The following is a 13,376-nucleotide window of genomic DNA, read 5'->3' as shown; positions in this document are numbered from 1 at the left end:
TGGCTCCACAGGTAGGACTCGAACCTACGACCGATCGGTTAACAGCCGATTGCTCTACCACTGAGCTACTGTGGAATAAAAATCAAAGACAAGAATTATCTTATCATGATGTTATATTATTTGTCAACAATAATTTTCAAGGTGTTTTTCTAAACCCCTTTTCTAATTGCGACATGGATAAATATATCATATTATTTTTTCAAAAACAATATATTTCATTAAATTTTTTTCTAAAAATACAACTTATCATATTTTTACATTGATTAATTTATAATCAATTATATCTTAACTTAATTGATCACTAAAGTAACCTAAAATTTAAGGGCTGACAAAAGAACTTCATCAGCCCATTAATAAATTTTTAGAACTCCTCTTCACCAATTACTGCTTCCGCAATGTTTACTGCGTGATCTCCAATTCTTTCTAAATTGCTAACTAAATCAACAAAAACAATCCCTGCTGAGCCCGTACATTTGCTTTCATTAATACGTAAAATATGATTTTTACGTAATTGTCTTTCCATTTTATCTATTTTTTCTTCTTTAAGAAGTACAGAGCGTGCTGCAACAATATCATTATCTTCTAATGCTTTAATTGCTTCTTTTAATGTTGAGATTGTTAAGGCAAACATCTCATCTAAATCATTTACTGCTTTATCCGACAAAAATGCTTTGTTTGCAATTTTATAATCAATTAACTCAACAATGTTTTCCATATGGTCACCGACACGTTCAATATCCCGTACTGTATCCATTAATGCAGAATGAAGCTCTGAATCTTTTGCAGATAGAGATTTAGCAGATATTAAAATAAGGTAATCAGTTATTTTACGATCTAGATTATTAATTGCATCTTCGAATTGTACTGTTAACTCAGCATGTTTCTTTTGATTCGTTTTTAAATATTGATTTGCTTCTAGTAATCCTTGTTCTGCAAACTCAGACATACGTAATACTTCTTTTTTCGCTTGTCCAAGTGCAATTACTGGAGACTGTTGGATAAACAATGGGTCCAAATGCTGTGCTTTATACTCAATTGCTGTATCTTTACCAGGTATTATTTTAGTTACAATTGTCGCCAAAACTGCTACAAATGGTAACTGTATCAATACATTGGCAGTATTAAAAATACCGTGAGCAAAAGCAATTTGCATAGGTTTATTTAAGTCAAGTATTCCACTAATATAGACAATAAAATGTGTGTAAGGTGTTAAAACCAATAAAATGATAAACGTTCCAATTAAATTAAAAATAACATGTGTTAAGGCTGCTCGCCTAGCTGCAATAGATGCACCTATCGAAGCTAATACTGCTGTTATTGTCGTACCAATATTATCTCCGAACAATACAGGGAGAGCCGCCCATAAATCCATTGCCCCTTGATCATATAATGTCTGTAATAAACCAATTGAAGCAGACGAACTTTGTACAATAACCGTAAATACTGTACCAATAACTACTCCTAAAATCGGATTTTCACTCATACTTATTGTTAGATCCGTAAATGCTTGTAGAGAGCGAAGTGGTTTCATCGCATCCCCCATTAAACTTAAGCCATAAAATAAAGCACCAAACCCAAATATAACTTGTCCATAATTTTGCGCTTTTTTATTTTTAATGAAGAAAATAAAAAATGTACCAATGGCTATAATGGGTAATGCATATGCTTGTATTTTAAAACCGATGATAAAGGCAGTTACGGTAGTACCGATATTAGCACCCATGATAACCCCTATTGCTTGCTTTAATGTCATAAAGCCTGCATTTACAAGTCCAATCGTTAAAACTGTTGTACCCGTACTTGTTTGCAAAGCAACAGTAACTACTAGTCCTGCAATTACACCCATGACCGGGTTAGAAGTAAATTTATCAAGAATATCTCTAAGTCTATTTCCTGCTACTTTTTGAAGACCATCACCCATGAACTTAATTCCGAATAAAAATATTCCTAGTCCTCCAAGAAATAAAAATAGTATTTGTTGAATATCCAAAAAAACTCGCCCCTTCAATTAATTTCTCTTTTTCTTTATTTCGACAATCCTCTACAAGCATACTTGTTAAATGTTTATAAATTATTAATACTTTGTAAAGATTTTGTAAAGATTTTTAATGTAATATTAAAACATTAGTCTAAGTTTTTTAAACACTCCTCCTTTATAAATTGAAAATTTTAATACACTATGTAAAAGTCAACTTGTTGAAAAGAAAATATTTCTGTAATATATACGATAGTCAACGTTTTTAGCTAAAAAAAATTTACAATAAAGGAGTAGGAGAATGAATATTTTCCAGCAATTTTTTAAAAGTATCTATTCCCCACAAACTGTAGCAAAATTTAGAAATCAAGGGATCGGAAAAACAATACTATATGTATTTGTATTAATGCTTATTTCTGTTTCTGTTTCAGCAATCCAACTTGGGACTGGGATATCAAATACAGTTAATAATTTTCAAGTAGCACTCAAAACTGATATACCTGACTTCGAGCTTAAAAATAGTGTTCTAACGTCAGAACTAGAAGAACCATTATTTATTACTATTGATGGTGAACAATTTATTTTTGATACAACTGGTAGCCTTACTATAAGAGACATTGAACAAAATTATACTCACGTATTAGCATTATTAGAAACAGAAGCTGTTTTTATAACAGAAGGCATAACTGAATCGTTTCGTTACCGTGAATTTGGGAATCTTAATTTCACAAAAGAACAAGTAGAAGAAATTACAAGTTCAGTTATTAATTTATTGCCATTGATAATTGCTGTAGTTGTTCTTATACTCTACTTTTTCTTAACAGCAATGAAATTTATAGGAGTATTTTTTCTTTCTTTCATTGCATTACTAATTAGAAAAAAACTTGACTTAATATTACCCTATAAAAAAGTTTGGATTTTAAGTGCGTATGCAGTTACTTTACCTACTATATTTTTTGCCATTACTGATGCACTATACATTTTCATACCATTTTCTTTCACTTTATATTGGGTAGTTGCAATAATTATGATCTATTTGATATTTAAGGAAATATCAACAATTCATGAAGACAATGAACCTGAACAACTATAATGATTTAGTCATTATGTAAGAAAGGTGCTGAAGCTAGTCAGTTTTCAAGTTAGAAATTTATAAATTATGTAAAAAAACGAGTAGAAAGCTTCTAACAGCCTCTACTCGTTTTTACTTTTACCGTCTATTTTTTTCACTACTATCCTTGTACCATCAACAGAAACGACTATTATAGCAGTGTTGGGGGCTAACCATTGGCTGTCGCTAATAGCACTATAAAATGATCCCTCAACCTCAATAGTTCCGATAGGTCGAAATGGCGTTTTCGTAACTCCTCTTTTCCCAACTAAATCTTTATAAGATTGATTTAATGAATTATAACCTAATTCGTCCGTTAATTGGTCGTTCAGTGTTAATTTGGACCATAGATTTCTTGAAGGAAATACTTTTATGAATAATATCGATGCTCCTGCACCTAACAGTAAAGCCATGGCTGCAAGAAAACCATAAATGATACTAGGGGTAGGCAATGCAATTCCTATAATCATTAATAAAATACCTAAAACTGCCAATGTTCCATCAGATACAAACTTACCATCAAAAACAATTAGAGATATACCAATAATATAAAGTAAAGCAACCCATAAACCTATGCCCGAACCGGGAGTTATATGAAATGAAAAATATGTGGCCATAATTCCAATTCCTATAATAGCAAATATCCCTTTGGCTTTTACAAGAAGCTCACCAAATAAAAATAAAGTCCCTAAAAAGACAACGAAAAAACCAATACTCGATAAATTTAATATTTCCATCTCTTCACTCCTAACATAGCAGTCCTTACTTCATATTACGTTTAAACCCATTATTAAGTTTCAAAATATTATATATAAAAAGAAAGATGGGTATAGTAAAAAAGAGGTGATTATCGATGAAAAAAAACATTACAAAAAAACATAAAAGAAAAACCGATGCCTTAAAAACAACACTTTCTTTTAAACAAATAGATACAAGGAAATTTTCCGTGTAAAAGTCTTTATTACATATGGGTAAAAAAATTTCTTGATATTGACTAATAACAAAATCCCATTTCGATTCTTCATAACACTTAATGATAAGGGACCTAACTCAAAACTTTTAGTTAGGCCCCATTTATTATCCGTTTGTAAACCAACCTTTAATTACATTTATTATTTCAATTAAAAGATCTAGAATTTTTCTGATAAAAGTTTGAGTATCTTCCCTATTTAAAAACTCACCTAAATTATCTCTTATTTTTGAAATTTGATTTTGTACTTGATTCCAATCAATATTTAAATCTTTCATACGATTAAATAAAGAAATCAATCCTCGTAATTCTTCTTCAGTCAATGTTATACCAAGCTCTTGTGCAATTCTTTGAATAAGATCACGTAACTCTTCTTCATTGGTGATAGGATTTTTAGCAATTTCTTCTTTAATTCTTGTCATTAATTCTGTAGCTTGTTCAATTCCTAGACGATCACCAAGCTCAGCTGTTTTAACCATTTCTTCATTCGCAACTTGTTTTTGTTCCTCTGGAATTTCTATCTCTGCTGATATTTCATAAGCTTTAATAATACCAGTTAGAGCACCAGTACCTGATACATTAAATGGTGCTGTCACATAAATATCTGCATCAGTTATACCAGCTGTAACCAATGCGTTTGCATACATACCTTCTGAAACCCAATCAATATTATTAGACGCTACATTTATCCCTGCACCACTATCTAGTAAGATAATTCGTGCAGATGAGATAGATCGACTACCGATCTTTTGTTGACTTATATAGTTACCTAAGTATTTTCTTTCTTCTTCAATACTAACATAAATTATTTCGGTATCGTCTGTTACATTCATTTCTTGAAGTATCTGTTTTTTCTGTTGTTCAGTTAAATTTTTCCCTAGCGTTACAATAACTTCACCCACTACTGCATCTCCTAAAATAGGCGTAGGGGCTAGAATGGTAAACAACCCTATCAATAATAACAGGATTAATTTTCTCATTAAAAGTACTCCTCTCGTATCTTGCTTATAATTTAATATTGTATTGCTAATAGTAATAGAACACTTTTCGGGGTTAAAAAACAGTGACTTTAGACCCATTTACCATAAAATCAATTGAATTTTTTTCTAATAGTTAGTTGAACTTTCCTTGTTTTTATTACACGAGTTAACTTAAAAGAAATGACTACCCATATTCCTGTGATAATCATTAAAAGGCTTGCTTTCACAAACATACTGACTACTTCTTGCATCCATAATGAAAAAAATATCGGTCCAAATGCAACCCCTAAAAACCGAACCATTCCATAAATTGAAACAATAAACCCTCTTTCTTTTCCGCCTACTGTTGAAGTAATTATCGTATTAACACAGGGCAAAATAAAACCAACCCCAGATGCTGCAATTGTTAAACTAAAAATTAATTCGTGGAACTGATGAAAAAAAATTAAACTTAATAAAGAACCTGTTAGCAAAGTTATCCCTAAAAGCAACAATTTCTTCATATATAGTGAATTACTTGCTATATTCTTACCTGTCCAATAAGAAACATATGTTAACACACCTAATGGTACCATAAATACAAATCCTTTAAACAAACCATTTAGAGCATAAATTCTCTCTATTTCAAATGATAAAAAAACGAGCATTCCAAACAATAAAAAAAGACCTACTGCACCTATTAAAGAAAGCGGAAACAAAGTTCTAGCCTCTTTTCTAATAACACTCATTAACATTTTCAAATAGTGCAATAGTGGTTCATTAACCTTTTCTTGATTGATCGATTTAATACTAAAATATATTCCTACAAAAGCCATTAAAGAAGCAAAAAAGTAAAAATAAAATACACTATACCATGAAAAGAGTGCAGCTATAGCCCCAATGAATGGACTTACTACTTTTCCTATTCCATTAAAAACTTCAATAATACCTAAACTTTTACTTCGTTGCTCCCCTTCAAATAGATCACCAATTAATGCCATAGCAAGTGGTGCTGTCCCTCCCGCCCCAATTCCTTGAATGATCCTTCCTATCAAAATCCAAGTATATGGCTCTTTAAATCCATGCCCACCAATGATTGTTACAAGATTTCCTACCATCACAAAAAACAGTGATAATAACACTAATTTTTTTCTCCCGAATCTGTCAGAAAGAAAACCTACTATAGGGATAACAATGGCAGCAATAAGTGAAAAAATGGATAATAACATCCCTACTTCTATATGCGTAATATTTAATTCATCTTCCATTAAAGGTAGTATCGGTAATAGCATTGAGTTTCCTAATACCATTACTAAAGGTAAAAGTCCAATAGTACTCATAATGTAAACTGTGGCTTTTTTCTTCATAAAAACCTCTCTTGTCATAATTAAAGATGGACAAGCATACGAATGTAACATAAGAACGTATCACAATTTATAAATTCTTATCTTAAAAAACGGGGGTATCTTCAAATGAAAAAATTAATTGCACCTATTCTTTTACTAATAACTATATACAGTATTTATTATGACCTAAATATAGGTACTCTACCCGCTAATACAATAGTTGCCGCAGAAAGCACTACAACCGTTAATCATTCATCTAATATATCTGTAGAAAAAATTGAAAATATACCTTCAGAATCCATCGTTGTAGAACCAGGTTACACAGTACTATCCATCGTTGAGGAACTACATATAGGACCAGTCAATGCTTCTATTCAACAAATTATTAATGATTTTGAAACATTAAATCCCAATACAAATGCAAGTAATATTAAAATAGGTGACGCTTATCTTTTTCCCATTTATCCCAACTGATGAGCAGTAATACAACTATGAAACGGAAGTTGTCTATTTGGCGCTATATGTAATTCGTCAAATAACCTTTCTTATTTTTCCTAAAAATATACACATGGAATGGGATAATTGCTTCCTTCTTGCCAAACATTTATCATCATTGATAAAATAAGAGTAATTTTGAATTTCGCTGTCCAACATATGTTCAACAATTGGCGAAAATTTAAAATGATTATTTAGAAGGGGTGCGTGTAAATAATGACCCAAATCATCCATAGAACAAAAACAAAGCCAATTAAAGTAGGTCCTATTACAATTGGTGGAAATAACGAAGTCGTTATTCAAAGTATGACTACTACAAAAACACATGATGTAGAAGCAACAGTTGCAGAAATACTAAGACTAGAAGAAGCGGGATGTCAGATTGTTCGTGTCGCTTGTCCTGATATGAGGGCTGCAGAGGCCATTAGTGAAATTAAAAAAAGAATTAATATCCCTTTAGTGGTAGACATTCATTTCGATTATCGCCTTGCTTTAAAAGCAATAGAAGGCGGAGCAGACAAAATTCGTATTAATCCAGGAAATATCGGTAAAAAGGAAAAAGTCGAAGCAGTTGTAAAACTCGCAAAAGAAAAAGGTATCCCAATTCGTATAGGTGTAAATGCTGGTTCATTGGAAAAAAGGATTTTGGATAAATATGGATACCCAACAGCTGACGGAATGGTAGAAAGTGCTCTTCACCACATCAAAATTCTTGAAGACTTAGATTTTTACGATATTATTGTTTCCATGAAAGCTTCTGATGTAAATTTAGCGGTTGAAGCATATGAAAAAGCCGCTAAAGCCTTTGATTACCCCCTCCATTTAGGTATTACTGAATCTGGAACTTTATTTGCAGGTACGATAAAAAGCGCTGCTGGCCTAGGAGTACTCCTTCATAAAGGTATAGGAAATACTGTGCGTATTTCTTTAAGTGCGGACCCAGTAGAAGAAGTAAAAGTAGCTAGGGAATTATTAAAATCATTTGGTCTTGCTGCAAATGCAGCTACTCTTATTTCATGCCCGACTTGTGGTAGAATTGAAATAGATCTCATCAGCATTGCCAATGAGATCGAAGAGTATATTTCAAAAATTAAAGCACCAATTAAAGTAGCAGTACTAGGTTGTGCGGTAAATGGCCCAGGAGAAGCAAAAGAAGCAGACATTGGAATTGCTGGAGCGCGAGGCGAAGGTCTATTATTTAGACACGGGGAAATTGTTCGAAAAGTTCCTGAAGAAATTATGGTAGAAGAGCTTAAAAAAGAAATTGATAAAATTGCTAAAGAAAAGACTAATATTAACATTTAATAAGTAAAAAAAGGGCTGGTTGGTCATTCAAACATTTATTATTAGTTTGAATGACCTACGCAGCCTCTTCTTATGAATGATAGTGCTTTTTTAAAGTTTGCTTAGAAAAATGGTGAGAAAAACAACGTTAAAATGATAGATACTGCACCAATACCTATAGCCCAGTTTCCAAGTCCAGTAGCTCCATTACGACGAGCAATAAAACCTACAATTATACCTGCTGCTCCTAATATCACAGGTAAAAAGAACAATGAAATGATGGAAAGGACGATCGCAAATGCTCCTACACCCCTACCTTCAGTTTCACCATCAATGTCTGCTCTGGTTTCCTCGTCTACATCATCAGCAAATGGGCGTTCTCCTACAAACCCACGCTGTGGTGCAAATTCTGCAGCCGTTTCTTCCTTATAGTCACCATTAGGATAATCAGCTGCCATTATACCGTTTGGGTTTTCGTCTCTTTCCCTATTGTCTAAGTCAAGAGAACGCTTATCTTTATTTGTTTCATTAATATCTGTCATTCGTCATCCCTCACTTTCTTTTTCAGGAGCATTTTTAGTATTACACATGAACGATGCAATATTGATGTTAATGATTTCATATTTAGGAATGATCTTATGTTATTATAAAGAAGAATACTATTATAAAGGGTGATCTTTTTGAAAAAGCAAATTCGCTTCGGACTAGATATTGATGGAACTGTAACATCGCCTGAAACATTCATTCCATACATTAATAAACATTTCAATAAAAATATTACATTAAGTGATATTACTCAATATGAATTAACCCCATTTTTAAATGTCACTGATGAACAATTTTGGCAATGGATGAAAGAATATGAACCAATTATTTATAAAAACGCACCAATAGCTTCATTTTTTGCTGAAACACTGCGCGGATGGCAAAACGATCATCATTTTACGTACATCAGCGCTCGCGGTAACCATCTTTTGGAAATTACCGAAAACTGGTTCAATAAACACAAAATACCTTATCATCATATTGAGCTTTTAGGACAACACGATAAACTACAGACAATAAAAAAGCATAATATCGAAATCTTTTTTGAAGATAAACATGACAATGCTTGTGATATCTCAGAAGAATGTAATATTCCAGTAATTTTACTGGATACTCCTTATAATCAGGATCCAATTCCTCAACAAGTTATTCGTGTGAAAGATTGGAAGGAAGCAGCTGTTTGGGTAAATAAATGGATAAATAAAGGAGAACCCCTTAGCTAAATAATGCAAAGGGGTTCCTTAGAAAATACAAATCTTATCTAGTCTTGGAGGTATTAAGTACTAACTACAATTTTTGCAATACCCATACACCTCAAATTTATGATCAACAATTTTAAAATCTTCACTTGAAACTTTTAATTGATCCATTGGACAAACATGGACATGTCTTGTTTTCCCACACGTTAAACAAATCATATGATGATGATGTTGATCAGTTGAGCAACTAAAACGAAACTTTTTCTCACCGTCAAGTTCTGTCATCTCTAATATTCCTAATTCAACGAATGTAGAAAGATTTCGATAAATGGTATCGAAACTTAAACCAGGATAATCTTTTTGCATTGCCTCTAATACATCCTTTGCTGCTATATACCTTTTTTCATTAGAAAATAGCTGAAGCATTTGTTCCCTTTTATCTGTATACTTGTACCCTTTTTCTTTTAGTAATAGTAAAGCTTTTGATACATCCATAAATTAATACCCCCAGATTAAGCATTTCTAAAATTGGTATTTTCATTACTCGAACATTATTTATCGAAATAATTATCTTCGCTTAAAAATAATTGTGATAAGTAAGATAAGTACTGCTGTTACAACAATTGTACCACCAGGTGCAAGATCTAAATGATACGCACTAATTAAACCAATAATAACAGCAAGTTCTCCAAAAATAATTGAAAAGATAAACATTTGTTTAAATCCTTTAGCAATTCGCATACTCGCTGCAACTGGTAAAGACATTAATGATGAAACTAGTAAAATTCCAACGATTCTCATAGAAGATGCAATTACGAGGGCAACCATAATAATAAAAACTAAATGAACAAGTCGTTTATTTATGCCTGAAACTATCGCTTGTTCTTCGTCGAATGATAAAAAGAAAAGTTCTTTATAGAAGAAAATTAAAAGAATAGTTACAATAATCGTAATACTAGTAATTGTCCATAAATCTGATCGTGTAACTGCAATTACACTACCAAATAAATAATTAAACAAATCAGTATTAAATCCATCTGCTAAAGAAATAAAAACTACCCCTAATCCAATTCCACCCGAAAGAATTATTGGTATGGAAAGTTCTTGATACGTTTTATATACATTCCTTAATTTTTCGATTAATAATGCTCCCCCAACGGAAAAAACTATTCCTAAATAAAGTGGGTTAAGAGCTCCAAAGAACACCATGTACTTACCTAATAGTAAACTTGCTGCTATCCCAGATAATGTAATATGGGACAGAGCATCAGCGATTAACGATAAACGGCGTACAACTAAAAACACTCCTAAAATTGGAGCTAGAAATCCTACCATTATCCCTGAAAAAAATGCGTTTCTTAAAAATTCATATTGGAGAAAAACTGATACAACCTCCATTCTTATTGCCTCCCACGGTCATGATTATGAACAAGTATATGTACATCTTTTCCATGAAAAGCAGAAAGTACATGATCCTCTTCAAAATCTTTAGTATTTCCATGGAAATGTAAATGTTTATTTAAACAAGCAACAGCTGTTACATGATTCGTCATAATACCGATATCATGCGTTACTAATAACAGGGTAATGCCTTTTTCATTTAATTTACTTAACATAGTATAAAAATTGTTTACCGTATGCACATCTATACCAACGGTAGGTTCATCTAATATTAATAATTCTGGATCACTCACTAAAGCTCTGGCAATAAACACTCTTTGCTGTTGTCCACCAGAAAGTTCTCCGATGTTTTGCTTCATATATTCAGTCATTCCTACAAGTTCAATGGCATTTCTAACTTTTTCTTTATGCTGTTTTGTTAAAAAGCGAAAAAGTCCTACTTTCGCAAATAGCCCCATTGAAACGACTTCAAAAACAGTTGCAGGAAAGCCGCTATTAAAACTATTTGCTTTTTGAGAGACAAAACCAATTTTATCCCATTTATTAAAGTTATTTATAGTTTCACCGAATAACTTAATCTCACCTGAAGTTGGTTGTAACAAGCCTAACATACATTTTATTAATGTTGATTTGCCTGAACCATTTGGACCTACCAACCCGAGAAAAGATCCTTTTTGTACATTTAAATCAATATTCTGTAAAACAGTTTTTGAACCATATTGAAAATATAAATTATGAATATCAATGACATAATTTTCTTCTTGTTTTGACATATAAAAAAATCCTCCACTGAGCGATACTAAGAAATATCTATCGCACGTTGTTTATTAAGAACCATTCCGATTTAACAATACGTAGTATACAGTACTACTGTGCATTTGTAAACGAAGCGCCCTTTTCATTATAGTGTTGTATAATGGAAAAAATAACTAATAATTTTTAGGGAGGATCCATTGGTATGCAAAATCAAAATATTGCCTTTATTGATATAGGATCGAATTCTATACGACTTGTTATTTTTCAATTAGATAAAAGAGGATTTTATAATGAAATACAAAATTTAAAAGTAGTAGCACGATTAAGTAGCCATATTAATAAAGAAGGAAATATTACTAACAAAGGAATTTCTGTTTTATTAGAGGCATTAAAATATTTTCATGATATTACCCGTACATATCATGTAACGAATATAAAATGCGTAGCAACAGCGGCCATTCGTCAAGCAAATAACCAAGCGAAAATCATTAATAAAGTAAGTGAAGAAACAGACTTCTCAATGGATATATTATCAGATTATGAAGAAGCATTTTATGGATATTTAGCTGTAACAAATTCAACAAATATTATTGATGGACTTACGATAGATATTGGTGGCGGAAGTACTGAGGTAACATTATTTAAAAACAGAAAATTAATAAATTATTTTAGTTTTCCTTTTGGTGCCATTACATTAAAACAGAACTTTTTAGAAAACGAACCACCTACGAAAGAAGAGCTAACAAAATTAAAGGCTTTTTTAACAGAACAGTTCCAATCCCTTGAATGGATAAAAAAACAACAGGTGCCATTAATTGGCATTGGAGGAAGCGCAAGAAACCTAGCGTTAATTCATCAGCGTAAAATAAATTACCCACTAAATGGCTTACATCATTATGAAATGAGCTATGATAATATGCTGGATATTATCACTAATCTAAAGAAATTATCTTTAAAAGAAAGACAAGGTTTAGATGGACTATCGAAGGATCGTGCCGATATTATTATTCCTGCAGCTGAGGCTATCTTTACATTGATGAGTGTAGCAAAAGTTTCTACATTCATCATGAGTAACAAAGGACTAAGAAACGGATTATTTTATAAGGAGTTATTTCAACAAAAAAACATAGAAAATTTTCCAAACATTGCTGAGGAAAGTTTTTATCAGTTATCTCAAAAATATGAGATAGATATTGACCAAATTAATTATATTTCAAAGTTGGCAACTGACCTTTTTAACACTTTAAAAAATCACAATAAAAATTCCTTTACTGAAGACGATTTAAAAATTCTACAGCTAAGTTGCCATGTACTTTATCTAGGAGAATATATTAGCCATGAGGCTAGTAGTCAACATACTTTTTATTTATTAACAAATCTATCAATTGATGGACTAACACACCTTGAAAGGTTAAAAATTTCTTTAATTGCATCATTTAAATCACGAAATACCCTTACATCATATTTATCAAATTTTAAAGATTGGTTTACGATAGAAGATGTTGAAAAACTTGAATTACTTGGTGCAATTTTGAAGTTCTCTTATAGTTTAAATCGAACAAAAAAGCAAATTGTAACAAAAGTAAAGATAGATCAAAAAAGTAGTGGTGTCCTTAATTTAGATTTGATTTGTAAATCAGAGCCGTATTTCGAGAAAACACAAGCACAAAAGCAAAAGAAACACCTTGAAAAAACAGTTAACAAACAAATTGAACTACTTTTCCAAGTAGTAATGCCGTAATGCCGAAGAAAATGGATGCTAAGTATTTAAAAAATAACTAATAAACTGACTATGGTTTATTGTTAATCACGGTAGATCTAATGTTGTTAATTGA

13 protein-coding genes and 1 tRNA gene are annotated in these 13,376 nt (G+C 31.7%); 5 read left to right on the top strand and 9 right to left on the bottom strand.

The window, feature by feature from the left end; genetic code table 11:
• Positions 1-75 (bottom strand) — tRNA-Asn (locus BKP45_RS05695).
• 286 nt (positions 76-361) lie between these two features.
• A complete protein-coding gene (locus BKP45_RS05690) occupies positions 362-1,990 on the bottom strand; it encodes a Na/Pi cotransporter family protein (RefSeq protein ID WP_084787628.1) in 1,629 nt (542 codons plus the stop codon).
• A 286-nt stretch (positions 1,991-2,276) separates the two neighbouring features.
• Here BKP45_RS05690 and BKP45_RS05685 point away from each other — a divergent pair, with 286 nt between their 5' ends.
• A complete protein-coding gene (locus BKP45_RS05685; protein ID WP_071388730.1) occupies positions 2,277-3,068 on the top strand; it encodes a DUF1189 domain-containing protein in 792 nt (263 codons plus the stop codon).
• 101 nt (positions 3,069-3,169) lie between these two features.
• Here the strand turns inward: BKP45_RS05685 and BKP45_RS05680 are convergent, their stop codons facing one another.
• The 3 genes from BKP45_RS05680 to BKP45_RS05670 form a co-directional block, all read right to left on the bottom strand.
• On the bottom strand, positions 3,170-3,823 hold the full coding sequence (locus BKP45_RS05680) for an NfeD family protein (protein ID WP_071388729.1): 654 nt from the start codon (positions 3,821-3,823) through the stop codon (positions 3,170-3,172).
• Positions 3,824-4,163: 340 nt separating this feature from the next.
• Complete coding sequence (locus BKP45_RS05675) at positions 4,164-5,036, bottom strand: DUF1002 domain-containing protein (RefSeq protein ID WP_071388728.1); 873 nt, start codon at positions 5,034-5,036, stop codon at positions 4,164-4,166.
• 110 nt (positions 5,037-5,146) lie between these two features.
• On the bottom strand, positions 5,147-6,382 hold the full coding sequence (locus BKP45_RS05670; RefSeq protein ID WP_071388727.1) for an MFS transporter: 1,236 nt from the start codon (positions 6,380-6,382) through the stop codon (positions 5,147-5,149).
• Between the two features lie 105 nt (positions 6,383-6,487).
• Between BKP45_RS05670 and BKP45_RS05665 the strand changes: the two genes are divergently transcribed.
• Positions 6,488-6,835, top strand: a complete 348-nt coding sequence (locus tag BKP45_RS05665; protein WP_071388726.1) for a hypothetical protein — start codon at positions 6,488-6,490, stop codon at positions 6,833-6,835.
• Positions 6,836-7,072: 237 nt separating this feature from the next.
• Positions 7,073-8,161, top strand: coding sequence for a flavodoxin-dependent (E)-4-hydroxy-3-methylbut-2-enyl-diphosphate synthase (ispG, locus tag BKP45_RS05660; RefSeq protein ID WP_071388725.1), 1,089 nt, complete (start codon positions 7,073-7,075; stop codon positions 8,159-8,161).
• A gap of 101 nt (positions 8,162-8,262) precedes the next feature.
• Here ispG and BKP45_RS05655 read toward each other — a convergent pair whose 3' ends face one another.
• A complete protein-coding gene (locus BKP45_RS05655; protein WP_407639573.1) occupies positions 8,263-8,682 on the bottom strand; it encodes a DUF4190 domain-containing protein in 420 nt (139 codons plus the stop codon).
• Between the two features lie 138 nt (positions 8,683-8,820).
• Between BKP45_RS05655 and BKP45_RS05650 the strand changes: the two genes are divergently transcribed.
• Positions 8,821-9,408, top strand: a complete 588-nt coding sequence (locus BKP45_RS05650; protein WP_071388724.1) for a hypothetical protein — start codon at positions 8,821-8,823, stop codon at positions 9,406-9,408.
• Between the two features lie 60 nt (positions 9,409-9,468).
• Here the strand turns inward: BKP45_RS05650 and BKP45_RS05645 are convergent, their stop codons facing one another.
• The 3 genes from BKP45_RS05645 to BKP45_RS05635 all read right to left on the bottom strand — a co-directional run bounded on the left by BKP45_RS05645 (position 9,469) and on the right by BKP45_RS05635 (position 11,558).
• On the bottom strand, positions 9,469-9,879 hold the full coding sequence (locus tag BKP45_RS05645; protein ID WP_071388723.1) for a Fur family transcriptional regulator: 411 nt from the start codon (positions 9,877-9,879) through the stop codon (positions 9,469-9,471).
• 72 nt (positions 9,880-9,951) lie between these two features.
• Positions 9,952-10,782, bottom strand: a complete 831-nt coding sequence (locus tag BKP45_RS05640) for a metal ABC transporter permease (protein ID WP_071388722.1) — start codon at positions 10,780-10,782, stop codon at positions 9,952-9,954.
• 2 nt (positions 10,783-10,784) lie between these two features.
• Positions 10,785-11,558: a metal ABC transporter ATP-binding protein gene (locus BKP45_RS05635; protein WP_071388721.1), complete on the bottom strand. Its 774-nt coding sequence runs from the start codon at positions 11,556-11,558 to the stop codon at positions 10,785-10,787.
• A 185-nt stretch (positions 11,559-11,743) separates the two neighbouring features.
• Between BKP45_RS05635 and ppx the strand changes: the two genes are divergently transcribed.
• Complete coding sequence (gene ppx, locus BKP45_RS05630; RefSeq protein WP_071388720.1) at positions 11,744-13,282, top strand: exopolyphosphatase; 1,539 nt, start codon at positions 11,744-11,746, stop codon at positions 13,280-13,282.
• Positions 13,283-13,376 lie beyond the last annotated feature (94 nt).

The organism is Anaerobacillus alkalidiazotrophicus (genome assembly GCF_001866055.1).
Note: the sequence above shows the minus strand (reverse complement) of the source record. Positions and strands in the feature narration are given on the sequence as shown.